A 22,539-nucleotide genomic window follows, 5' to 3' on the forward strand; every position below is an offset into this window, starting at 1 on the left:
CGCCCACGCCCTGTGGACGACGTCGGTCAGTACCGGGCGCCGACCGGGGCGGGCATGGCGTCGAGCTCGGCGAGGTCCGCGGGGGACAGCCGCACATCCGCCGCGCCCGCGTTGTCGGCGAGGTACTTCGGCGTCTTGGTGCCGGGGATGGGGACGACGTACGGGCCCTGGGCGAGGAGCCAGGCGAGGGCGACCTGGGCGGGGGTGGCACCGATCCGGTCGGCGACCTCGCCCACCTTGGCGGCGATGTCGAGGTTGGCCCGCAGGTTGTCCTGCTGGAAGCGCGGCAGGCGCCGCCGCTGGTCGTTCTGCGGGAGTTCGTCGAAGGAGGAGAAGCGACCGGCGAGGAAACCACGGCCCAGGGGCGAGTACGGCAGGAGGCCGATGCCGTGCTCCGTGCAGTACGGCAGTACCTCGTCGCGGACGTCACGGGTCCACAGCGAGAACTCGGCCTGCACGGTGGTGACCGGGTGCACGGCCTGGGCACGCCGGATCTGCTCGACGGTGACGGTGACCTCCGACAGGCCCAGGTGGCGGGCCTTCCCGGCGGCGACCGCCTCGGCCATGGCACCCCAGGTCTCCTCGACGGGGACCTCGGGGTCGATGCGGTGGAGCTGGTAGAGGTCGATGTGGTCGGTGCCCAGGCGGCGCAGGGCGGCGTCGACGGCGGAACGGACGTGCTCGGGCCGCCCGTTGGGCCTGACCACCGGCGAACCGCCCGGGCCGCCGGTGGGATCGACGGCCTCCAGGCCGACCTTGGTGGCGATCACCGCCCGCTCGCGCCGCCCGGCCAGGCCGCGGCCGACGAGCTCCTCGTTGGTGTATGGGCCGTAGACGTCCGCGGTGTCGATCAGGGTCATGCCCAGGTCGAGCGCCTGGTGGATGACCGAGACGGACGTCGCGTCGTCGCGTGGGGTGGCCATGTCGTAGGCGAAGCTCATTCCCATCGCGCCGAGGCCGACGACGCCGACCTCCGGCCCGTGGGTGCCGAGGGTGGTGTTGCGCATGCTGTCTGCTCCGTCTTCATGTCGGATGGTCGAGAGAGCCGGACGGCTCGAAAAGATAGGGGTGCAGCGAGCGGCGGCATCGCCAGCCGACCGGTCGACTATCGAAAACGTAAGCGGCGCCGGCGGGGGAGTCAAAGACCGGTGGTGCGTCCGCCAGGACCGGCTTCCTCGCACGTGGGAGGCCCTGGCTTGCAGTGCAGATCGGTGACCTGACCGGTGACCCCTGGCCCGGGCGTGATCAGCGCGCAGCGCGAGAAGACGACGGCGTTCCTGGCCGGTCCGGGCCGCGGCGCGTAACGTGACGCACCATGAAGATCCTGATCAGCGCCGACATGGAGGGCGCCACGGGGGTGACCTGGCCGGCCGACGTGCTGCCGGGGACCGCGCAGTGGGAGCGGTGCCGTTCGATGTTCACCTCGGACGTGAACGCCGCCGTGCTGGGGTTCTTCGACGGAGGAGCGGACGAGGTCCTCGTCAACGAGGCCCACTGGAGCATGCGCAACCTGCTCCTGGAACGGCTGGACGAGCGCACCGAGATGCTCACCGGGCGGCACAAGTCCCTGTCCATGGTGGAGGGCGTGCAGCACGGGGACGTGGACGGGATCGCCTTCATCGGGTATCACGCCGGGGCGGGGATGGAGGGGGTCCTCGCGCACACGTATCTCGCCAACTCCCTCACCGGCGTCTGGCTGAACGACGTACGAGCCAGCGAGGGGCTGCTCAACGCGCACGTCGTCGCCGAGTTCGGGGTGCCCGTCGTCCTCGTCACCGGTGACGACGTGGCGTGCGAGGACGCCCTCGGATACGCGCCCGAGGCGCTGAAGGTCGCCGTCAAGGACCATGTCTCGCGGTACGCCGCCGTGTGCCGCACGCCGGCCAGGACCGCCGCCGACATCCGGGCCGCCGCCAAGGAGGCCGCGCGGCTGGCGGTCCGTCACGAGCCGGTGCAGGCCGGGCCGTTCACCATGGCCCTGGAGTTCGACGCCGAGCACCTCGCGATGTCCGCCACCGTCGTGCCGGGCGTGGACCGGATCGGCGAGCGGAAGGTGGCATACACCAGCGCCACCATGTACGAGTGCATCCGTACCTTCAAGGCGGTCACGACGATCGTCTCGGCCGCGGTGGAGGAGCAATATGGTTGACGGGCAGGCGCTGGACGAGGTCGTCCGGTTCACCTCCGATCTCATCCGCATCGACACGACCAACCGCGGCGGCGGGGACTGCAGAGAGCGGCCCGCCGCCGAGTACGCGGCCGAGCAGCTGGCCGGGGCGGGCCTCGAACCCACGCTCCTGGAGCGCACGGAGGGGCGGACCAACGTCGTGGCCCGCATCGAGGGAACCGACCCGTCCGCCGGCGCGCTGCTCCTGCACGGTCATCTGGACGTCGTCCCGGCCCAGTCCGAGGACTGGAAGGTGCATCCCTTCTCCGGGGAGGTGGTCGACGGGGTGGTGTGGGGACGCGGCGCGGTCGACATGAAGAACATGGACGCGATGATCCTGGCCATGGTGCGGGCCTGGGCGCGCGAGGGCGTCCGGCCCCGGCGCGACATCGTCGTCGCGTTCACCGCCGACGAGGAGGACAGCGCCCGGGACGGCTCCGGGTTCCTCGCCGACGAGCACGCGGGGCTCTTCGAAGGGTGCACCGAGGGCGTCAGCGAGTCCGGGGCCTTCACCTTCCACGACGGCAGCGGCCGGCAGATCTACCCGGTCGCGGCCGGTGAGCGCGGCACGGGCTGGATGAAGCTCACCGCACGCGGGCGGGCCGGACACGGCTCCAAGGTCAACGAGGAGAACGCGGTCACCCGCCTCGCGGCCGCCGTCACCCGCATCGGCGAGTACGAGTGGCCGCTGCGGCTGAGCCCGACCGTGCGGGCCTCACTGGCCCAACTCGCCGCGCTCTACGGTCTCGAGGACGAAGTGGACGACGTGGTCGGGCTGCTGCGCAAGCTCGGCCCGGCCGCCAAGCTGGTCGAGGCGACCGTCCGCAACAGCGCCAACCCGACCATGCTGGACGCCGGGTACAAGGTCAACGTGATCCCGGGGGAGGCCGTCGCCTACGTCGACGGCCGTTTTCTGCCCGGCACCGAGGAGGAGTTCCGCACCACCCTGGACCGACTCACCGGCCCCGGCGTGGACTGGGAGTTCTACCACCGCGAAGTGGCCCTCCAGGCGCCGGTGGACTCGCCGACGTACGCGAAGATGCGCTGGGCCCTCGAGGAGTTCGCGCCCGAGGGACACGTCGTGCCGTACTGCATGTCGGGCGGCACGGACGCCAAGCAGTTCTCGCGGCTCGGCATCACCGGGTACGGATTCACGCCGCTGAAGCTCCCGGCGGGCTACGACTATCAGGCCATGTTCCACGGAGTCGACGAGAGAGTGCCGGTCGGGGCACTGCACTTCGGCGTGCGGGTACTCGACCGGTTCCTGCGGACGGCCTGAGCAAGGTGGGGGAGAACGTGCAGACGCTGGCATACGGATCCTGGCCCTCGCCCATCCACGCGGCGCTCGCCGCCGCGCACGACGGGCGCCCCGAGTTCGTCGGCTTCGTCGGCGACGAGGCGTGGTGGACCGAGCCCCGGCCCGCCGAGGGCGGCAGACGCACCCTGGTGCGGCGGCGCGCCGACGGCAGCGAGGAGGCTGTGCTGCCCGCCCCTTGGAACGTGCGCAGCCGCGTCATCGAGTACGGCGGTGAGCCCTGGGCCGGCACCGTGGTGGACGGCCGGCCGCTCGTGGTGTTCGTGAACTTCGCCGACCAGCGGCTCTACCGCTACGAGCCCGGAAGCGACCCGCGCCCCCTCACCCCGGTGTCGCCGGTGGGCGGCGGGCTGCGCTGGGCAGAGCCGCAGGTGCTCATCGAACGTGGTGAAGTGTGGGGAGTGCTGGAGGAGTTCACCGGCGAGGGGCCCACCGACGTGCGCCGTGTGCCGGCCGCGGTGCCGCTGGACGGCTCGGCGGCCGAGGACCGGGACGCCGTACGCGAACTCACCGACGCCCGGCACCGGTTCGTCACCGGGCCCCGCCTCTCGCCCGACGGGCGGCGCGCGGCGTGGCTGGCCTGGGACCATCCCCGTATGCCGTGGGACGGCACGGAGCTGATCGTCGCCGGGATCGACGACGCCGGAACCTTTCGCCAGGCGCGCACGGTCGCCGGGGGATCGGACGAGTCGATCGCCCAGGCGGAGTGGGCAGCCGACGGCGCGCTGCTGTACGCGAGCGACCGCACCGGCTGGTGGAACCTCTACCGCGACGGTGTTCCGCTCTGCGCGCGCGAGGAGGAGTTCGGCGGGCCGCTGTGGAAGCTCGGCCAGCGCTGGTTCGCCCCGCTGCCCGGCGGCCCGATCGCCGTCGTGCACGGCCGGGGCGCCACCGCGCTCGGGATACTGGACCCCGAGACCGGCGAGGTCGTCGACGCGGCCGGTCCCTGGACCGAGTTCGCCTCCACGCTCGCGGTGCACGGCGAGCGCGTCGTCACCGTCGGGGCCAGTCCGCGCAGCGCGTACGAGGTCGTGGAGCTGGACACGCGGACCGGCCGGGCCCGGGTGATCGGCGCCGAGCACGACGACGCCGTCGACCCCGCCTACTACCCGGAGCCGCAGATCCGCAGCTTCACCGGACCCGCCGGACGCGACATCCACGCGCACATCTACCCGCCCCACAACCCGCGTTGCGTCGCCCCCGGCGAGGAACTGCCGCCCTACGTCGTCTGGGTGCACGGCGGCCCCACCAGCCGGGCGCCCCTCGTGCTCGACCTGGAGATCGCCTACTTCACCTCCCGCGGGATCGGCGTCGCCGAGGTCAACTACGGCGGCTCGACCGGGTACGGGCGCGAGTACCGGGGCCGGCTGCGCGAGCAGTGGGGCGTGGTCGACGTCGAGGACTGTGCGGCGGTCGCCTTGGCGCTCGCCGAGGAGGGCACCGCCGACCGCGCGCGGCTGGCGATCCGCGGCGGCAGCGCGGGCGGCTGGACCACGGCCGCCTCGCTCACCGCCACCGACCTGTACGCCTGCGGCACGATCCTGTACCCCATCCTCGACCTCGCGACCTGGGGCGCGGGGGAGACCCACGACTTCGAGTCGCAGTACCTGGAGACGCTGGTCGGGCCGCTCGCCGAGGTGCCCGGTCGGTACGCGGAGCGCTCGCCCGCCGAGCACGCCGATCGCATCACCGCGCCCTTCCTGCTGCTCCAGGGCCTGGACGACGTGATCTGCCCGCCCGCGCAGTGCGAGCGGTTCCTGGAACGGATGGAGGGACGCCGCGTGCCGCACGCGTACATCGCCTTCGAGGGCGAGGGGCACGGGTTCCGCCGTGCCGACACCATGATCCGTGTCCTGGAGTCCGAACTCTCCCTGTACGCCCAGGTGTTCGGACTCAGTTCGCAGGGCGTCCCGACCCTGGAGCTGTCCAAGTGAGCGAGCACGTCAAGGAACTGCGGCGGCCGTCCCGGCTCGCGCCCGGCGCCCGCGTGGCCGTCGTCGCCCCCAGCGGGACCGTGCCCGAGGAGAGGGTGCAGGCGGGGCTCGACGTGCTGCGCGGCTGGGACCTCGACCCCGTGGTGGCACCCCATGTGCTGGGTCGGCACGGCGAGTTGGACTACCTGGCGGGCACGGACGCGGACCGCGCGGCCGACTTGCAGCGCGCCTGGTGCGACCCGTCGGTGGACGCGGTGCTGTGCGCCCGGGGCGGGTACGGGGCGCAGCGGATGGTCGATCTGCTCGACTGGGAGGCGATGCGGGCCGCCGGGCCCAAGGTGTTCGTCGGCTTCAGCGACGCCACCACCCTGCACCAGGCGTTCGCCGGCCGGCTGGGCCTGGTCACGTTGTACGGCCCGGCCGCCGCGGGCGTCGACTTCATCAAGAACGCGCGGGCGCAGGAGCACCTGCGGACCACGCTGTTCGCACCGGAGCAGGCCCGCGTCATCGCGTCCGCCGGCGCGACCCTGGCGCCCGGGCGGGCCCGGGGCGTCACGGTCGGCGGCTGTCTGGCCCTGCTCGCCACGGACCTCGGCACCCCGCACGCCCGCGACGGCGCCCGGGGCGGGCTGCTGCTGCTCGAGGACGTCGGCGAACGCCCGTACCGCGTCGACCGGATGCTGACCCAGCTCCAGCGCAGCGGGTGGCTGGAGGGCATCACCGGGATCGCGCTCGGGTCGTGGGAGGAGTGCGGTCCCTATGACGCCGTGCGCACGGTGCTCGTCGACCGGCTCGCCGGCCTCGGCGTCCCCGTCGTCGAGGAGTTCGGATTCGGGCACTGCGCGGGCGCGTTGACGGTGCCCTTGGGCGTGACGGCCGAACTGGACGCGGACGCGGGTACCTTGACGCTCGATCAGCCGGCCCTGCGCTGACCGGCCTTCACTGAATATCCGTCAACAACACCCGACTGGGCGATTGACCTCGTCTGACACGTGTCACACCATGACAACCGGCCGGTACTTACTGGTCGGTAAGCAGGGCTGTCCCGAGTGTGGAGGTCTCAGTGTCCCGACGCGTGCCCAGATCCCGAGCCGTCCTCGCCCTCGCCCTGGGCGCGGCGCTCACCGCACCCCTGGCACTCACCGCTCCAGCGGCCTCGACCGGCCAATACACCGTCTCCGCGCTGAAGTTCACCGTCCAGGCGGGCGGCCGAAGCTGCACCGTCGACGCCGATCTGTACCGCCCCGCGGGCGTCGACCGCGCCCACCCCGCCCCGGCCGTGGTCGCCACGAACGGCTTCGGCGGCAGCAAGTCCGACGGTTCGACCGACGGCATCGGCAAGGCCTTCGCCGAGCGCGGCTACGTGTCCCTGATCTACTCCGGGCTCGGCTTCGGCAGGTCCGGCTGCCTGATCTCGCTCGACGACCCGGGCATCGACGGCACGGCCGCCTCACGGCTCATCGACTTCCTCGGCGGCAGGCGCGCCGCCGACGACGGCACCCGGGCCGACTACGTCACCCTCGACCGCGCGGGCGACCCGCGGGTCGGCATGATCGGCGGCTCGTACGGCGGCGCCATCCAGATGGCGACGGCCGCGGTCGACCACCGCGTCGACGCGCTCGTCCCCCTGATCACCTGGCACGACCTCGCCTACTCGCTCGACCCGAACAACGCCTCAAGTGCCGTCCCCGGAGCCTTCAAGTGGCAGTGGACCAACGGCTTCTACCTCATCGGCGAGGGCCAGCCGCTGACCCAGCCGAACCTCGACCCCTCCCGCTACAACAACCTCACCTGCCTGCACTTCGTCACCAAGGCCTGCGACACCATCCGCACGCTGAACTCCGGGAGTTACCGCTCCGCCCCGACCGCCGCGATGCTCGCCTACGCCCGCAGCGTCTCCCCGGTGTCGTACCTCAGCCGGGTCAAGGCGCCCACCCTGCTGATCCAGGGACAGGCCGACAGCCTGTTCAACCTCAACGAGGCGGCCGCGACGTACCGGACGCTCACGGCGCAGGGCACCACCGCCAAGATGATCTGGCAGTCGTGGGGCCACAGCGGCGGCATCACCGACCCGGCGAGCGGTGAACTCGACCTCAGCAAGGGCAACTTGGAGTCCTCCTACGTCGGCAGGCGAATCCTCTCCTGGTTCGACCGCTATCTGCACGGGCGGAACACCGACACGAGCCCGGCCTTCGCCTACTACCGCGACTGGATCACCGACCCCGCCCACACCTACGCCACCGCCGGCCGGCTCCCCGCGCTCAGCCGGACCTACTACCTCTCCGGCGACGGCAAGCTCGTCGACAACCGCCGCAAGGTAGCGCGCGGCAGCCGTACGTACGCCAACCTGCTGACGCCCACGAGCCATTCGGAGAGCTCGCTGGCCGGGACCATCGGGCTGCCGGACCCGGGGCCGTACGACACCGCGGGCACCTACCTCGGCTGGACCGGCGCACCGCTCGCCCGCGCCACGGACGTCGTCGGCGCGCCCCGGGCCACGCTCAAGGTCCTCTCCCCGACGGCGGCGCGAACCCAGAACTCCGGCAACGCCGCCGACCGGCTCGTGCTCTTCGCCAAGCTCTACGACATCGCGCCCGACGGCAGCAAGACGCTGGTGCACCGGCTGGTCGCGCCGGTCCGGGTGCCGGACGTGAGCAAAAGTTTCACCGTGACGCTGCCGGGCATCGTGCACCGCTACGAGAAGGGGCACCGGCTGCGGTTCGTGATCGCGGCGAGCGACGACGCGTACTTCGGCAACCGGGGGATCAAGCCGGTGACCGTGGTCAGCTCGCCCGGGGACACCGGGGCCCTGGAATTGCCCGTGCTGGGGGGATGACCCCGCCGTAGGGTGGCGGGATGCCGCACACCGCATCCCGCTATCTCGCCGAAGGCCCCCGCGTGGGCATACGTCACTTCAGCTACGAGGACGGCGCCGAGTTCAGCGCCCGCGCCCGCGAGAGCAAGGAGCTGCACCAGCCCTGGCTGTTCCCGCCGGACTCCCCGAGCGCCTACACCGCGTACGCGAGCCGGCTGATCGAGGACCCGACCAAGGCCGGGTTCCTGGTCTGCGAGAAGGAGGGCCGGACGGGCGGCGAACACGGCGGCGGGGCCATCGCCGGCTTCGTCAACATCAACAACATCGTCGAGGGCGGCTTCCAGTGCGGCGCGCTCGGCTACGGCGCCTTCGCGCACGCGGCCGGGCGCGGGCTGATGCGCGAGGGCTTGAACCTCGTCGTGGACCACGCCTTCGGCCCGATGCGGCTGCACCGGCTGGAGATCAACGTGCAGCCGCAGAACGCCGCGTCCATCGCCCTGGCCCGCTCCTGCGGCTTCCGCCTCGAGGGCTTCTCACCGAAGATGATCTACATCGACGGCGACTGGCGGGACCACGAGCGGTGGGCGATCACCGTCGAGATGCGGGCTTCCGGTTGATCTTCATGGCGTCGAGGTCGGTGACGGTCGACCTGAGGTCGCGGAAGCCGTAGCCGAGGCCGGTGAGCGCGGCCTCGGCGCGGTCCTCGGCGATCGCGGCCGCCATCTCCTCGCCGTCCGCCGCGTCGGACACCACGACGTAGCGCATCGAGAAGTGCTTCAGCGGCGCCGGTTCGTACGACAGCGAGCCCTCCTCGGCGAACCGCATGCTCGTCATGCCGTGCTCGCCGGCCTCGGCGAGCAGCCGCTGCCGGGCATCGTCGGTCAGCCCGTCCCATGTGCCCCGGACGATCACCCGGTACGTGTGCTGCTCGCTCATCCCTGCTCCCGTGCTCCATGTCCGTCGAAGGCCCGACTGTACGTCGGCGAGGACGGCCCCCACGCGGAATTTCCTCGCCGGCGCCTTTGCGCAATCCTGACCGATACCTCCCCTGGTCAGCTCACCGGCGAGCGGCTTCCATGGTGATCGTGACGACGATCCGACGTGAGGTACTGACTCTGCCCGCGGCGCAGTTGGGTCCGGACAACCCCCTGCCCCCGCTGCGGCTGCTCCACGAGGTACACCGCATCGACGACCGCGACCTGGAGGAGCTGCCGCGCGACATGGCGCGGCAGGCGGGCTACGAGCCCCTGCGCAGCCTGCTCCCGGTGCGCGTGCGGGACGGCTACGGCAGAGCGCGCGAGCCCCGGCGCATCGACGCCCTCGTGCTCGAGAACGACCGGCTGCGCGCCACCGTCCTGCCCGGCCTCGGCGGCCGGATCGCCTCGCTCCTGCACAAGCCGACCGGCCGCGAACTCCTCTACCGCAACCCCGTGTTCCAGCCCGCCAACTTCGCGCTCAACGGCGCCTGGTACTCCGGCGGCATCGAGTGGAACATCGGCGCCACCGGCCACACCACCCTGTCCTGCGCCCCGCTGCACGCCGCCCGCGTCCCCGCCCCCGACGGCGGTGAGATGCTCCGGCTGTGGGAGTGGGAGCGGCTGCGCGACCTGCCCTTCCAGATCGACCTGTGGCTGCCGAGGCACTCCGACTTCCTGTACGTCGGCGTCCGCATCCGCAATCCGCACGAACGGCCGGCGCCGGTCTACTGGTGGTCCAACATCGCCGTGCCGGAGGAGCGCCGGGTCCTGGCACCCGCCGAGGAGGCATGGCAGTTCGGCTACGAGCACCGGCTGCGCCGGGTGCCCGTGCCGTCGTACGAGGGAATCGACCGCACGTATCCGCTCAACAGCCCTTACGCCGCCGATTACTTCTACGAACTGCCCGGGGACCGGCGCCGGTGGATCGCCGCCCTCGACGCCGACGGGCACGGTCTGGTGCAGACCTCCACCGACGTGCTGCGCGGCCGCAAGCTGTTCGTCTGGGGCACCGGCGACGGCGGGCGGCGCTGGCAGGACTGGCTCACCGAGCCGGGCACCGGCGGCTACTGCGAGATCCAGGCGGGGCTCGCCCGTACCCAGCTGGAGCACGTACGGCTGGAGGCGGAGAGCGAGGTGAGCTGGCTGGAGGCGTACGGGCCGCTGGACGCGGCGCCGGACGGATCCTCCTGGGCGGCCGTCGTGGACGGGGCCGAGGCCCGGCTGGAGGCCGCGCTGCCGCGCGCCGGCGTCGACGCGGCCCATGCCGCCTGGGCACCGCACGCCGACACCGAACCCGGCGAGATCCTCGCCACCGGCTCCGGCTGGGGCGCGCTCGAAGTGCTGCGCGCAGGCTTCAAGCTGCCCGGCACACCCTTCGAGGAGAGCACCCTCGGCGAGGCCCAGGAGCCCTGGCTGCATCTGCTGCGCGCCGGCTCCCTGCCCGAGCCGCGCCGGGTGCGGCCGCCCGGCGAGACACTCGTCGCCCCGCACTGGCGGGACATGCTGGAGACCACGCCCGCGACCCCGCTCACCGAGTACCACCTGGGTGTGGCCCAGTGGCACGACGGCGACCTCGCGCAGGCGGTGCGCAGCTGGGAGCGGGCCCTCGAACTCGCGCCGTCCCTCTGGCCGTTGCTGCGCTGCCTGGCCGTCGCCGACCGGGAGGCCGGCAACCACGAGCGGGCCGCGGACCGTTACGCGGAGGCCTTCGACGACCTGTGCCACGAGCGGCGCGACAACGGGGACCGGTGGACGGCGGCCACGGCCGCGCTCGGCCGCGAGGCGATCGAGACCCTGCTCACCGCGCGCCGCACGGACCAGGCACGCGCCGTCTTCGAGCGGCTGCACCCGGCCACCCGGGAGCGTGGCCGGTTCCGGCTGCTGGAGGCGCAGTTGCTGCTCGCGGAGGGGCGGCGGGAGGATGCGCGGGACGTCTTCCGGGCCGGCTTCGAGGTCGCCGACCTGCGGGAGGGCGCGGAGGTCATCAGCCGGCTGTGGGCACGGCTGGCCGACGAACCGCTCCCGGCGCACTACGACTTCAGGATGCGGCCCCCCGAGTCCTGAGAGGTCTACGAGTTGCGGTCCACGTACTCGTACACCGCACCGTCCGGATGCATCGCGATCAGGTTGCGGCCCGCCGGTGTCGCCACCGGGCCGGCGATGATGTGCGCGCCGAGCTCGGTGAGCACCCGGTGCGCCTCGTCGACGTCCTTGACGGCGATCGTCGCGGCGACCTTGCGCAGCACCTCGATCTCGGCCTCGGGCCCGCTCATCAGCAGGAAACAGCCGACGGCGGCCACCTGGACGCCGCCGCGTTCGAAGCGGAGGGCCCGGCCGCCCGCGAGCCGTTCGTAGAAGGGGACCGCGGTCTCCAGGTCGTCGACGCAGACGCGCAGCGTGGCTCCCAGAATGTCCATGCGGCGAGCCTAGTTGGGGCGGCCGGGGGAAGGTGATCGTTTCACCCGATCGCCCCCTGCCCGGCCGCCCCGGCGTGGATCAGCCGGCGGCCGCGCCGATCAGCCCATCGCCTTGCGTACGACGTCCCGGGTGCGGTCGATGACGGCCGCGACCGGGCCGACCGCGAGGTTCTTCACGGCGGTGTCGGTGCCCGGGTGCGGGCGGGTGGGTGCCAGGGCCTCCGCCGCCTGCACCGCGCGGGCCAGGGTCACCAGCCTGCCGCGGTCGGCGACCTCGTGGAAGTGCGCGAACTCCTCGCGCTCCTCGTTGTCGGCGTGTGCGAGCACGTCCTGGCGCAGGGCCGTGAACCGCTCCAGGAACTCCGGCGAGTCCGTGTCCATCTCGTCCAGTCGGTCCAGTGCCCGCTTGGCCTTCTCCTCCTCCTCGATGCGGTCCTTGACGACCTGTTCGCCGCCCTCGATGTTCTTGCGGGCGAAGGGGTGGACGACTTCCTCCTCGGCGGTCTCGTGCACCGCGAGGAGCCGGACGAGGTCGTGGAAGTGCCGCTTGCGGTCCTCGCCCTTGGTGTTCGCCACCTCGTCGAACAGTTCTCGTATCCGGGTGTGCTGCGCCTTGAGCAGCTCCACGACGTCGATGCGCTCGGTCATAGCGCTCTCCTGTAGAGGGTTCCGTGAGGGTTCTTCCGTGCGGTCGTGCGGTCGTGCGGCGGCGCGGGTACCCGGGCGCCGGGGGCCGACGCAGCGCTTTCCAGCCGTGACGGAGCGCGTTATGCGTACGCCCGTACGGGTACCCGGGGACGCATGGAAGGCTTGGAGCATCTGGAGCATCTGGACAAGCACCTGGTCGACGAGCTGGCGCAGGTGGCGCGCGAGACCGTGCGCGACGAACTGCGCGAACAGACTCGCAAGCAGCGTCGTACGGCGATGCTGTACGCAGCGTCCGGAGCCGTCGCCCTGTACGCGGGGGCGGCCGTGGCGCTCGCCGTGGGACTGGCCCTGGCGATCGGCCTGCCCGACTGGGCCGCCGCGCTCATCACCGCGGTGATCCTGGGCGTCGTCGCCTACGTCCTGCGCAGCGCGGCCCGGCCGCACGCGTCCCGGCCCACCCCCGCACACGACGCCGAACTCGCGGCGGGCGCGGGTCAGGGCGACCGGGTCGTCGGCGGCTCGGCACCCGCGTCGCCCCCGTCCGGCGCCGGTGCGGGCACGCTGTACCCGCCGGTGCCGCCGGTCGCACCCACGGCGGGCTCGGCCACGCCCGACGGCACCGGGACCACGGCATCGCGCGTCGGCGAGAGCGACCCCGAGCAGCCGCACCACCGGGCGTGATGCCTGGTGCGCAAGGGTGGAAGCGAACCGATGCCGAAGCACCGCAGGACCGTGGTGGTGACCGGGGCCAGCGGCGGCGTGGGGCGGGCCACGGCCCTGGCCTTCGCCGCCCGTGGCGACCGGGTCGCCCTGCTGGCCCGGGGACGCGAAGGTCTCGCCGCGGCCGCTGACGAGGTGCAGCGGTCCGGCGGCGAGGCCCTGGTCGTCCCCGTGGACATGGCCGACGCCAAGGCCGTGCACGACGCGGCCCAGCAGGTCGTCGACGCCTTCGGGCACATCGACGTATGGGTCAACAACGCCTTCTCCGGAGTCTTCGCGCCGTTCACCGAGATCACCCCGGACGAGTTCCGCCGGGTGACCGAAGTGACGTATCTGGGCTGCGTGTTCGGCACCCAAGCCGCGCTGCACCACATGCTGCCGCGGGACCGGGGCACGATCGTGCAGGTCGGCTCCGCGCTCGCCTACCGCGGGATTCCGCTGCAGTCGGCGTACTGCGGAGCGAAGCACGCGATCCAGGGGTTCAACGAGTCGCTGCGCTGCGAGCTGCTGCACTCGGGCACCCGGGTGCGGACGACGATGGTGCAGCTGCCGGCGATGAACACCCCGCAGTTCGACTGGGTGCTGAGCCGGATGCCGGGGCGGGCCCGGCCCGTCGCGCCGGTGTACCAGCCGGAGGTCGCGGCCCGGGCGGTCGTGCACGCGGCGTCCCACGCGCGGCGGCGGGAGTACTGGGTCGGCGGCTCGACGGTGGGCACACTGCTCGCCAACGCGGTCGCCCCCGGGCTGCTCGACCGCTACCTCGCCCGCACCGGCTTCGACGCCCAGCAGGACAAGGGCGAGCACGGCGAGCCGGGCAACCTGTGGAGTCCGGCGGACGGGCCGCACGGACGGGACTTCGGGGCGCACGGCCGCTTCGACGAGGAGTCGCACGGCGACAGCGCCCAGGACTGGATGTCCCGCAACCGCGGCCGGGTCGGGACGGCCCTGACCCTCGGCGCCGGAGTGCTTGCGGCCGGCAGACTGGCCCGCAAGGCGCGGGCCTGAATCACTCTGAGCCGGGAAGGCCCGGCCGGGAAACCGGCCGGGCCTTCCCGGCTCAGACGCGTGTGCCGCGACACCCCCTAGGCCACCTGGTACTCCTCCACGTCGTCCGTCCGCAGCGTCAGGCCGTGCCCGAGGCCGGTCAGCGGACCTACCGTGCCGCCCGTCGGATCCAGCGCCCCGTCGAAGAACATGTCCTCGATGCGCACATGGTCGTGGAACCACTCGAGATGGCGGAAGTTGGGGACCGAGGCGGCCGCCGCGGCGTGGACGTGCGGGGCGCAGTGGGCGGAGATCTCCAGCCCGTGCGCCTGCGCCAGCGCGGCGGCGCGCAGGAACTCCGTCAGGCCGCCGCAGCGGGTCGCGTCGGCCTGGAGGCAGTCGACGGCGCCCGCCGAGATCATGCGGGCGAAGTAGGGCAGGTCGTAGCCGTACTCGCCGGCGGCGACGTCGCACACCAGCGCGTCGCGGACGAGTCTGAGGCCCGTCAGGTCGTCCGAGGAGACCGGCTCCTCGAACCAGCCGACACCCAGCTCGGCGAGGGCCCGGCCGACCCGTACCGCCTGCTTGCGGGTGTAGGCGCCGTTGGCGTCGACGTACAACTCGGCCTCGGGGCCGATGACGTGGCGGGCCGCGCGGACCCGGGCCAGGTCGCGGGAGACCTCCCGGCCCCAGCCCTCCCCGATCTTGATCTTGACGCGCGGGATGTGCTGCCCGTGCACCCAGCCGTTGAGCTGCGCGGCCAGGTGCGTGTCGTGGTACGTCGTGAAGCCGCCGCTGCCGTAGACCGGGACCCGCTCGCGGCAGACGCCGAGCAGGCGGGCCAGGGGGAGTCCGAGCAGGCGGGCCTTGAGGTCCCACAGGGCGATGTCGACGGCGGAGATGGCGCAGGCGGCGATCCCGGGACGGCCCGCGTTGCGCACCGCGCGGCACATCGCGTCGTGGGCGGCGGGGATGTCGAGGGCGCTGCGGCCCTCCAGCAGCGGGGCGAGCTGGTCGCGGACGAACTCCCCGACCGCCGGGGGCCCGTACGTCCAGCCCGTGCCGGTCGTCTCGTCCGCCGACACCTCCGCGATCACCATCGTCGTGGACGACCAGGCCAGCGTGCCGTCCGCCTCGGGTGCGTCGGTCGGTACGGTGTACACGGACACGACGGGACGGTGCAGTTTCATCGGCGCTCCTTCACGACTGCTGGAGCTGCGGCAGCACCTTCGTACGGTAGAAGTCGAAGAAGCCGCGCTGATCCGGTCCGATCTGGTTGACGTAGACCCGGTCGAAGCCGGCGTCGGCGAAGGCCGTCAGGGCCGAGACGTGTTCGTCGACGTCGTCCCCGCACACCGCGTTCTCGCGCACCATCTCCTCGGTGACCAGCGGCTCCAACTGCTCGAAGTGTTTCGGCGAGGGCAGGATCTGGCTCATCTCGCCCGGCAGGAACTGGTTGAACCACCGCTCGCGGACGGTGCGCAGGGCCTCCTCGCGGTCGGTGCCGTAGCAGACCTTCGTGCCGCCGCTGACCGGCTTGCCGCCCCCGCCGCCCTTGCGGAACTGCTCCACCATCGGCTCCTCGGGCATCATCGTGATGTAGCCGTCGCCCACGCGCGCCGCGAGCTTCGTGGCGGCCGGGCCGAAGCCGGAGATGTCGATCGGGACGGGCTCGTCGGGGACCGTGTAGAGGCGGGCGTTCTCCACCTTGTAGTGGGTGCCGTAGTGGGTGACCTCCTCGCCGGTGAACAGCCGGCGCATGATCTGGATCGACTCCTCCAGCATCTCCATGCGGACGGTCGCGGGCGGCCAGACATGCCCGAGGATGTGCTCGTTGAGCGCCTCGCCCGTGCCCACGCCGAGCCGGAAGCGGCCGTTCGTCATCACGGCCGAGGTCGCCGCGGCCTGCGCCACCACCGCCGGGTGGATCCGTACGGTCGGGCAGGTGACCGCCGTCTCGATCGGCAGCGACACCGCCTCCGAGAGGGCGCCGATCACGGACCACACGAAGGCGCTCTGGCCCTGTGCGTCGTTCCAGGGGTGGTAGTGGTCCGAGATCCACAGGGACCGGAACCCGGCCTGCTCGGCCATCCTCGCCTGCTCGACGAGGTCCGCGGGACCGAACTCCTCACAGGAGAGGAAATAGCCGTACTCGGGCATGGGGGGCACCTCCGGTGGGTTTGGGTGCGAAGGGGACGCCGCCCGGGTACCCGGGGCCCGGGGCGGCAACCGGTACACCTTCGGGTGCCCCGACCCGTTTGGGCGCCCTGACCAGGGGGACGCGGAAGGCTCCGCACGACGTACGCGACAGCGCCGGAGGCGAACCGTGGCTCGACCCCGCATCGTGATCGTCGGTGCCGGCTTCGCCGGGTACCGGACTGCCCGTGACCTCTCCCGGCTGGCACGGGGCAAGGCCGACATCACCCTGCTGAACCCGACCGACTACTTCCTGTATCTGCCCCTGCTGCCCCAGGTCGCCGCCGGGATCCTGGAACCGCGGCGGGTGGCGGTCTCCCTCTCCGGCACCCTGCCGCACGTCCGGCCGGTGCTCGGGGAGGCGGACTCCGTCGACCTCGACGGGCGGGTGGTGCACTACACCGGCCCCGAGGGCGACCGCGGATCGCTGCCCTACGACCGGCTCGTGCTGGCCGTCGGCAGCGTCAACAAGCTGCTGCCGGTCCCGGGGGTCGCCGAGCACGCGCACGGGTTCAGGGGGCTGCCCGAGGCGCTGTACCTGCGCGACCACGTCACCCGGCAGGTGGAGCTCGCCGCCGCGGCGGACGACCCGGGCCACTGTGCCGCCCGGTGCACGTTCGTGGTGGTGGGCGCGGGCTACACCGGCACCGAGGTCGCGGCGCAGGGGCAGCGGTACACCGAGGCGCAGGTCCGCAAGCATCCGCTGCGGCACGGCATACGGCCGCGCTGGCTGCTGCTCGACATCGCGCCGCGCGTCCTGCCCGAACTGGACGAGCGGCTCTCGCGCACCGCCGACCGGGTGCTGCGGCAACGGGGTGTGGAGGTGCGCATGGGCACCTCCGTGAAGGAGGCCACGCATGACGGAGTCCTGCTGAGCGACGGGGAGTTCGTCGACACCCGCACCCTTGTGTGGTGCGTCGGGGTACGGCCGGATCCGCTCGTCGAGAGCATCGGGCAGCCGCTGGAGCGCGGGCGGCTGCTCGTCGACCCGCACCTCCAACTGCCGGGCCGGCCCGAGGTGTTCGCGTGCGGTGACGCCGCCGCGGTGCCGGATCTGAACGACCCGGGGAAGTACACGCCGATGACCGCGCAGCACGCCTGGCGGCACGGCAAGGTCGTGGCGCAGAACGTCGCCGCGTCCCTGGGCGCCGGTGAGCGGCGCGTCTACCGCCACCGCGACCTGGGCTTCGTGGTCGACCTGGGCGGCGCGAAGGCCGCGGCCAACCCGCTCGGCATCCATCTGCCCGGCCCGCTGGCGGGACCGGTCACCCGCGGCTACCACCTGGCGGCGATGCCCGGCAACCGCATACGCGTCGCCGCGGACTGGCTCCTCGACGCCGTACTGCCCCGCCAGGGCGTCCAGTTGGGCCTCGTCCGCTCCTGGTCGGTCCCCCTGGACACCGCATCACCGGAGCTGGCCCGGGTACCCGGGGGAGAGCGGGAGGCGGCGCCCGAGGAGAACGAGGCCGACGGCGGGTCGGCCACGGGGCGGCCGGGCGCGGTGGCGGCTGAGGGCCGGCCGGGCGCCCCGGCTGCCGAGGGGCAGCCGGCTGCCACGCCCGCGAAGGGTTCGTCCGGCGGCGAGTCCGCGGAGAGCCGGTCGCACACGGAGCCCGCGAAGGAACGGCCGGGCGGCAGCTCGGCGAAGAGTCGCGCAGGCGGTGGGGCAACCAGGAAGCAGACGGGCGGGCAGGCCGCGAAACACCGGTCGGGTGGCCGAACGGCCAAGAAGAAGACGGGTGGTGAGCCCGGTAAGAAGCAGCCCGGTGGCGTACCCGCCAAGAACCACCCCGACGCCGCACCCGCCAAGGCCCCGCCCAGCAGCGCACCCGCCAAGACCCACCCCGGCGGTGAGCCGGTCGAACCCCCCGGCCCCGTCAGGCGTACCGACATACCCGCGGAGGGAGATTCATGAACACCGATGAACTCGTCGAGCTCGCGCAGCAGTTGCGTGTGGACGGGGTGCGTGCGGCGCAGGCTGCGGGATCCGGGCATCCGACGTCCTCGATGTCCGCCGCGGACTTGATGGCCGTGCTGATGGCGAACCACTTCCGGTACGACTTCGAGCGGCCCGCCCACCCGGGCAACGACCGCTTCGTCCTGTCCAAGGGACACGCCTCGCCCCTGCTCTACGCCGCGTACAAGGCGGCCGGCGCCATCGATGACGAGGAGCTGCTCACCTTCCGCAAGCTGGGCAGCCGTCTCGAAGGGCACCCGACGCCGCGCAGGCTGCCGTGGGTCGAGACGGCCACCGGTTCGCTCGGCCAGGGACTGCCCGTCGGCGTCGGCATAGCGCTCTCCGGCAAGCGGCTGGACCACGCCGACTACCGGGTGTGGGTGCTGTGCGGGGACAGCGAGATGGCCGAGGGTTCCATCTGGGAGGCCGCCGAGCAGGCGGCGTACGAGCGTCTCGACAACCTCACCGCGATCGTCGACGTCAACCGCCTCGGCCAGCGCGGCGAGACCCGGCACGGGCACGACCTCGACGCCTACGCCCGCCGCTTCCAGGCCTTCGGCTGGCACACGATCGAGGTGGACGGGCACGACGTGGACGCGATCGACCGGGCGTACGGCGAGGCGCTGTCCACCACCGGACAGCCGACCGCCGTCATCGCCCGCACCCTCAAGGGCAAGGGCGTCGAGGCCGTCCAGGACCGCGAGGGACTGCACGGCAAGCCCCTGCCGGACGCCGACGAGGCGATCGCCGAACTCGGCGGCCGGCGCGACCTGCGCGTCCAGGTGCAGGAGCCGCCCGCCGCCCGCATGCTGCACGCCGTCCGCGCCGGGCACGTCGAACTGCCCCGCTACGACAAGGGAGACGAGGTCGCCACCCGCAACGCCTACGGCGAGGCGCTGGCCGCCCTCGGCGGCGGACGCGGCGACGTCGTCGTCCTCGACGGCGAGGTCGGTGACTCCACCCGGTCCGAGTTCTTCGCCAAGGAGCACCCCGAGCGGTACTTCGAGTGCTACATCGCCGAGCAGCAGATGGTCGCGGCGGCCGTGGGCCTCGCCTCGCGCGGCTGGGTGCCCTACGCCGGCACCTTCGCGGCGTTCCTGACCCGCGCCTACGACTTCGTGCGCATGGCGTCCGTCAGCGGCGCCGGCATCAACCTCGTCGGCAGCCACGCCGGCAGCGCCATCGGCCAGGACGGTCCCTCCCAGATGGGCCTGGAGGACCTCGCGATGATGCGCGCGGTGCACGGCTCGACCGTGCTGTACCCGTGCGACGCCAACCAGACCGCGCAGCTGGTTGCCGCGATGGCCGGCTGCGAGGGCATCCGCTACCTGCGCACCTCGCGCGGCGAGAGCAAGGTGATCTACGGCCCCGACGAGGAGTTCCCCGTCGGCGGCAGCAAGGTGCTGCGCTCCTCGTCCGACGACCGGCTGACCCTGGTCGCCGCGGGCGTCACCGTGCCGGAGGCGCTGGCCGCCGCCGACGCGCTGGACCGCGACGGCATCCAGGCCCGTGTGATCGACCTGTACTCGGTCAAGCCCGTCGACCGGGAGACCCTGCGCCGGGCCGCCGAGGACACCGGCTGCCTGATCACCGTGGAGGACCACCACGAGGAGGGCGGCATCGGCGACGCCGTCCTGGACGCGTTCCTCGACGGGCGGCCCGTGCCGCGGCTGGTGCGCCTCGCCGTCCGCACGATGCCGGGCTCGGCCTCCCCGGACGAACAGCTGCACGCGGCCGGCATCGACGCCGAGGCGATCGCGGCAGCCGGGAAGCTGCTGGTCGAGGAGGCGGTCGTGCGGTGAGTGACGACGCAGTACGCACCGTGCGGGCCGGGCGCCGCACCGTGCGGATCCACCGGGCCGGCAAGGTGCTCTTCCCCGGGGACGGCGACGCGAAGGAGTACACCAAGGGCGACCTGGCCGACTACTACCGCTCCGCCGCGCCCTTGATGCTGCCGCACCTGCGCGGCCGCCCGCTGATGCTGGAGCGGCATCCGGACGGCCTCGACGGGCCGCGCTTCATGCAGAAGAACACCCCGGAGAGCTACCCGGAGTGGATCACCCGGGTCGAGGTCGCCAAGGAGGGCGGCACGGTCTGCCACACCGTGTGCGACGACACCGCCACCCTGCTCTACCTCGCCGACCAGGCCGCCGTCACGCTGCACCGCTGGCTGTCCCGGGCCGCCGGCCTCGACCGGCCCGACCGCATGGTCTTCGACCTCGACCCTCCCCCAGTGCCTGAAGGGCCTGGGGGGACCCCCAGGGACGACTTCGAGGCGGTGCGCGAGGCGGCCTCGCTCCTCGGCGACCTGCTCGGGGAGCTGAAGCTGCCCTCGGGGCTGATGACCACCGGTTCGCGCGGACTGCACGTGGTCGTGCCGCTGAACGCGGACCACGACTTCGACGAGGTCCGCGCCTTCGCCCGGGACGTCGCGGACACCCTGGCCGCGGCGCATCCCGACCGGCTCACCACCGCCGCCCGCAAGAAGGAGCGCGGCGACCGGCTCTACCTCGACATCGGCCGCAACGCCTACGCGCAGACCGCGGTCGCGCCGCTCACCGTCCGGGTCCGTCCCGGCGCCCCTGTGGCCACCCCGATCGCCTGGTCCCAGCTGGACGACCCGGCCCTGCACGCCCGCCGCTGGACCATCGCCGACGCCGTCGAACAGGCCCGCTCCGACCCCTGGGACGGCGTCATGGGCCGCGGCCGCGCTCTCGGACCCGCCCGCCGCAGGCTGGACGCGGTGCGCACCGCGTGAATGTTTGGTCGCCGACATAGCGGCCACCCGCAATCAAGAGGTGGCCATGTCCAACACTAAAAACACACAAGATCCTCAGAATTCCCGGAAGTCGCAGAATTCGGACAAAGGAAACGGCGTGGCAGAGAAGCGGCCGAGCCCCATGGAGGTCCTGCGCCATGCGCGGACCCAGCTCACGGAGCTGACCGGCATGGCTGCCGAGAGCGTCTCCTCCTTCGAACAGACGGAGGACGGCTGGACGTTGGAGATCGAGGTCCTCGAGCTCGAACGCGTGCCGGACACGATGAGCCTGATGGCGAGCTATCAGGTCGACCTCGACGACGAGGGGCAGCTGACCGGTTACCGGCGCGTTCGCCGATACGAGCGCGGACGGTCCGACGCACGCAGGCCCAGCGGCCGCTAGGCCGCCGTCGCGCCACTTACACACGCAAGGAGGAATGGTTGGTATGACCGTTGTCCCGGCACAGCAGACCGGTGGTGGGGGCGGCAGCAGCGGCCTCTACGACGTTCTGGAACTCGTCCTCGACAGGGGTCTCGTCATCGACGCCTTCGTGCGGGTCTCCCTGGTCGGCATCGAGATCCTGAAGATAGATGTGCGTGTCGTCGTGGCCAGCGTCGACACCTATCTGCGCTTCGCCGAGGCGTGCAACCGCCTCGACCTCGAGTCCGGCAACAACAAGAGCCCGGGCCTGCCCGAAATCGTCGGCGAGGTGACCGAATCCGGCGCCCGCGGCAAGTCCAAGGGCGCACTCTCCGGAGCCGCGGAGACCATCTCCGACGCGTTCAAGGAGGCCCGCGGCGAGGGGCGCGAGAAGGAGACCGAGTCCCGGCCGCGCGCCCGTAAGAGCACGTCCTCGCGCAGGAGGGAGGAGCAGGAGTGAGTACCTACGTCTACGGCATCACCGAGAGCTCTCACCCCGCGCTTCCCGAGGGGATGGGCGGTGTCGGCGATCCGCCGCGCCCGGTGCGCATCCTGAAGGAGGGCGACCTCGCGGCCGTCGTGAGCGACGCCCCCGAGGGGCTGCGGCCCAAGCGCAAGGACCTGCTCGCCCACCAGAACGTGCTCGCCGAGACGGGTGCGGCGGCCGTCGTGCTGCCCATGCGGTTCGGCAGCGTCGCGGAGGACGACGAGTCGGTCACAGGCGTGCTCGCCGACCGCGCCGACCACTACAAGGAGCGCGTCAGGGCGCTGGACGGCAAGGTCGAGTACAACGTCAAGGCCACGCACCAGGAAGAGGCCGTTCTGCACCTCGTGATGGTGGAGAACCCCGAGGTCCGCTCCATGACCGAGGCCAACCGTCAGTCGGGCGGCGGGAGTTACGACGACCGGCTGCGGCTCGGCGAGATGGTCGTGGCCGCCGTGAAGGCGCGCGAGACCGAGGACGCGGCCGAGCTCCGGCGCACGCTCGAACCGCTCGCAGCCGATGTGAGCGTGGGCCCCGAATCCAGCGGATGGCTGGCCAACCTCTCCTTCCTCGTGGACCGCGAGACGGCCGAGCGGTTCCTGGGAGCGGTGGAGGAACTCCGCAAGGGCCATCCGCACATCGAACTGCGCGTCAACGGACCGCTTCCGCCCTACAGCTTCGTGGAGCCCGACTCGGCGGAGCAGGCAGAGGGTGCGGCCGGTTTGGGCGCCGCTCAGGAGTGAGCA

21 protein-coding genes are annotated in these 22,539 nt (G+C 72.4%); 15 read left to right on the forward strand and 6 right to left on the reverse strand.

Annotated features, from left to right (window positions below; genetic code table 11):
* Positions 1-26 precede the first annotated feature (26 nt).
* Entirely contained in the window at positions 27-1,007 is a 981-nt protein-coding gene (locus ACIBN2_RS08410; protein WP_399133440.1) for an aldo/keto reductase, read from the reverse strand.
* A gap of 308 nt (positions 1,008-1,315) precedes the next feature.
* Between ACIBN2_RS08410 and ACIBN2_RS08415 the strand changes: the two genes are divergently transcribed.
* From ACIBN2_RS08415 to ACIBN2_RS08440, 6 genes are all read left to right on the forward strand, one after another.
* The gene (locus ACIBN2_RS08415) at positions 1,316-2,149 is read left to right on the forward strand and encodes a M55 family metallopeptidase (RefSeq protein WP_399133441.1); all 834 of its coding nucleotides are present in this window, start codon (positions 1,316-1,318) and stop codon (positions 2,147-2,149) included.
* The gene (locus ACIBN2_RS08420) at positions 2,142-3,446 is read left to right on the forward strand and encodes a M20/M25/M40 family metallo-hydrolase (protein ID WP_399133442.1); all 1,305 of its coding nucleotides are present in this window, start codon (positions 2,142-2,144) and stop codon (positions 3,444-3,446) included. Before ACIBN2_RS08415 ends, ACIBN2_RS08420 begins: the two co-directional genes overlap by 8 nt.
* A gap of 17 nt (positions 3,447-3,463) precedes the next feature.
* Positions 3,464-5,416: a prolyl oligopeptidase family serine peptidase gene (locus ACIBN2_RS08425; RefSeq protein WP_399133443.1), complete on the forward strand. Its 1,953-nt coding sequence runs from the start codon at positions 3,464-3,466 to the stop codon at positions 5,414-5,416.
* Complete coding sequence (locus ACIBN2_RS08430; RefSeq protein ID WP_399133444.1) at positions 5,413-6,348, forward strand: LD-carboxypeptidase; 936 nt, start codon at positions 5,413-5,415, stop codon at positions 6,346-6,348. The genes ACIBN2_RS08425 and ACIBN2_RS08430 overlap by 4 nt, the downstream gene beginning before the upstream one ends.
* 143 nt (positions 6,349-6,491) lie before the next feature.
* Positions 6,492-8,252: a CocE/NonD family hydrolase gene (locus tag ACIBN2_RS08435; protein WP_399133445.1), complete on the forward strand. Its 1,761-nt coding sequence runs from the start codon at positions 6,492-6,494 to the stop codon at positions 8,250-8,252.
* A 20-nt stretch (positions 8,253-8,272) separates the two neighbouring features.
* Positions 8,273-8,848, forward strand: a complete 576-nt coding sequence (locus tag ACIBN2_RS08440) for a GNAT family N-acetyltransferase (RefSeq protein ID WP_399133446.1) — start codon at positions 8,273-8,275, stop codon at positions 8,846-8,848.
* Here ACIBN2_RS08440 and ACIBN2_RS08445 read toward each other — a convergent pair.
* Complete coding sequence (locus ACIBN2_RS08445) at positions 8,820-9,167, reverse strand: DUF6204 family protein (protein WP_399133447.1); 348 nt, start codon at positions 9,165-9,167, stop codon at positions 8,820-8,822. The two genes, ACIBN2_RS08440 and ACIBN2_RS08445, sit on opposite strands and share 29 nt — an antisense overlap.
* 140 nt (positions 9,168-9,307) lie before the next feature.
* Between ACIBN2_RS08445 and ACIBN2_RS08450 the strand changes: the two genes are divergently transcribed.
* A complete protein-coding gene (locus ACIBN2_RS08450) occupies positions 9,308-11,272 on the forward strand; it encodes a DUF5107 domain-containing protein (protein ID WP_399133448.1) in 1,965 nt (654 codons plus the stop codon).
* 5 nt (positions 11,273-11,277) lie between these two features.
* Here ACIBN2_RS08450 and ACIBN2_RS08455 read toward each other — a convergent pair whose 3' ends face one another.
* Positions 11,278-11,625, reverse strand: a complete 348-nt coding sequence (locus ACIBN2_RS08455; RefSeq protein ID WP_399133449.1) for a VOC family protein — start codon at positions 11,623-11,625, stop codon at positions 11,278-11,280.
* 99 nt (positions 11,626-11,724) lie between these two features.
* Positions 11,725-12,273 (reverse strand): hemerythrin domain-containing protein, encoded by a 549-nt coding sequence (locus ACIBN2_RS08460; protein WP_399133450.1) that lies wholly within the window; start codon positions 12,271-12,273, stop codon positions 11,725-11,727.
* A gap of 153 nt (positions 12,274-12,426) precedes the next feature.
* On the opposite strand from ACIBN2_RS08460, the gene ACIBN2_RS08465 reads away from it, so the two are divergent.
* Both ACIBN2_RS08465 and ACIBN2_RS08470 read left to right on the forward strand, forming a co-directional pair.
* Entirely contained in the window at positions 12,427-12,954 is a 528-nt protein-coding gene (locus ACIBN2_RS08465) for a phage holin family protein (RefSeq protein WP_399133451.1), read from the forward strand.
* Between the two features lie 30 nt (positions 12,955-12,984).
* Entirely contained in the window at positions 12,985-13,998 is a 1,014-nt protein-coding gene (locus ACIBN2_RS08470; protein WP_399133452.1) for an SDR family oxidoreductase, read from the forward strand.
* Between the two features lie 77 nt (positions 13,999-14,075).
* Here the strand turns inward: ACIBN2_RS08470 and ACIBN2_RS08475 are convergent, their stop codons facing one another.
* Entirely contained in the window at positions 14,076-15,167 is a 1,092-nt protein-coding gene (locus ACIBN2_RS08475; RefSeq protein ID WP_399133453.1) for an enolase C-terminal domain-like protein, read from the reverse strand.
* A 10-nt stretch (positions 15,168-15,177) separates the two neighbouring features.
* Positions 15,178-16,137, reverse strand: coding sequence for an LLM class F420-dependent oxidoreductase (locus tag ACIBN2_RS08480; RefSeq protein WP_399133454.1), 960 nt, complete (start codon positions 16,135-16,137; stop codon positions 15,178-15,180).
* Positions 16,138-16,303: 166 nt separating this feature from the next.
* Here ACIBN2_RS08480 and ACIBN2_RS08485 point away from each other — a divergent pair, with 166 nt between their 5' ends.
* The 6 genes from ACIBN2_RS08485 to ACIBN2_RS08510 are packed head-to-tail and all read left to right on the forward strand — an operon-like array spanning position 16,304 to position 22,536.
* On the forward strand, positions 16,304-18,088 hold the full coding sequence (locus tag ACIBN2_RS08485; protein WP_399133455.1) for an FAD-dependent oxidoreductase: 1,785 nt from the start codon (positions 16,304-16,306) through the stop codon (positions 18,086-18,088).
* Positions 18,085-19,932 carry a transketolase gene (locus ACIBN2_RS08490; RefSeq protein WP_399133456.1) on the forward strand — a complete coding sequence of 616 codons (1,848 nt, stop codon included), beginning with the start codon at positions 18,085-18,087 and terminating at the stop codon, positions 19,930-19,932. The genes ACIBN2_RS08485 and ACIBN2_RS08490 overlap by 4 nt, the downstream gene beginning before the upstream one ends.
* A complete protein-coding gene (ligD, locus tag ACIBN2_RS08495; RefSeq protein WP_399133457.1) occupies positions 19,929-20,888 on the forward strand; it encodes a non-homologous end-joining DNA ligase in 960 nt (319 codons plus the stop codon). The genes ACIBN2_RS08490 and ligD overlap by 4 nt, the downstream gene beginning before the upstream one ends.
* Positions 20,889-20,934: 46 nt before the next feature.
* A complete protein-coding gene (locus ACIBN2_RS08500) occupies positions 20,935-21,291 on the forward strand; it encodes a gas vesicle protein (RefSeq protein WP_399133961.1) in 357 nt (118 codons plus the stop codon).
* Positions 21,292-21,334: 43 nt separating this feature from the next.
* Positions 21,335-21,769, forward strand: coding sequence for a gas vesicle structural protein GvpA (locus tag ACIBN2_RS08505; RefSeq protein ID WP_399133458.1), 435 nt, complete (start codon positions 21,335-21,337; stop codon positions 21,767-21,769).
* Positions 21,766-22,536 carry a GvpL/GvpF family gas vesicle protein gene (locus tag ACIBN2_RS08510; protein ID WP_399133460.1) on the forward strand — a complete coding sequence of 257 codons (771 nt, stop codon included), beginning with the start codon at positions 21,766-21,768 and terminating at the stop codon, positions 22,534-22,536. The genes ACIBN2_RS08505 and ACIBN2_RS08510 overlap by 4 nt, the downstream gene beginning before the upstream one ends.
* Positions 22,537-22,539 lie beyond the last annotated feature (3 nt).

The sequence above is a fragment of the Streptomyces sp. NPDC050534 genome (genome assembly GCF_044457745.1).
GTDB lineage: Bacteria > Actinomycetota > Actinomycetes > Streptomycetales > Streptomycetaceae > Streptomyces.

Bases quoted from the DNA above. Each gene is read 5' to 3' on its own strand.
- ACIBN2_RS08440 (WP_399133446.1), top strand. From the start codon at position 8,273: ATGCCGCACACCGCATCCCGCTATCTCGCCGAAGGCCCCCGCGTGGGC.
- ACIBN2_RS08460 (WP_399133450.1), bottom strand. From the start codon at position 12,273: ATGACCGAGCGCATCGACGTCGTGGAGCTGCTCAAGGCGCAGCACACC.
- ACIBN2_RS08475 (WP_399133453.1), bottom strand. From the start codon at position 15,167: ATGAAACTGCACCGTCCCGTCGTGTCCGTGTACACCGTACCGACCGAC.
- ACIBN2_RS08480 (WP_399133454.1), bottom strand. From the start codon at position 16,137: ATGCCCGAGTACGGCTATTTCCTCTCCTGTGAGGAGTTCGGTCCCGCG.
- ACIBN2_RS08415 (WP_399133441.1), top strand. From the start codon at position 1,316: ATGAAGATCCTGATCAGCGCCGACATGGAGGGCGCCACGGGGGTGACC.
- ACIBN2_RS08490 (WP_399133456.1), top strand. From the start codon at position 18,085: ATGAACACCGATGAACTCGTCGAGCTCGCGCAGCAGTTGCGTGTGGAC.
- ACIBN2_RS08420 (WP_399133442.1), top strand. From the start codon at position 2,142: ATGGTTGACGGGCAGGCGCTGGACGAGGTCGTCCGGTTCACCTCCGAT.
- ACIBN2_RS08505 (WP_399133458.1), top strand. From the start codon at position 21,335: ATGACCGTTGTCCCGGCACAGCAGACCGGTGGTGGGGGCGGCAGCAGC.
- ACIBN2_RS08450 (WP_399133448.1), top strand. From the start codon at position 9,308: ATGGTGATCGTGACGACGATCCGACGTGAGGTACTGACTCTGCCCGCG.
- ACIBN2_RS08455 (WP_399133449.1), bottom strand. From the start codon at position 11,625: ATGGACATTCTGGGAGCCACGCTGCGCGTCTGCGTCGACGACCTGGAG.
- ACIBN2_RS08410 (WP_399133440.1), bottom strand. From the start codon at position 1,007: ATGCGCAACACCACCCTCGGCACCCACGGGCCGGAGGTCGGCGTCGTC.
- ACIBN2_RS08465 (WP_399133451.1), top strand. From the start codon at position 12,427: ATGGAAGGCTTGGAGCATCTGGAGCATCTGGACAAGCACCTGGTCGAC.
- ACIBN2_RS08470 (WP_399133452.1), top strand. From the start codon at position 12,985: ATGCCGAAGCACCGCAGGACCGTGGTGGTGACCGGGGCCAGCGGCGGC.
- ACIBN2_RS08500 (WP_399133961.1), top strand. From the start codon at position 20,935: ATGTCCAACACTAAAAACACACAAGATCCTCAGAATTCCCGGAAGTCG.
- ACIBN2_RS08445 (WP_399133447.1), bottom strand. From the start codon at position 9,167: ATGAGCGAGCAGCACACGTACCGGGTGATCGTCCGGGGCACATGGGAC.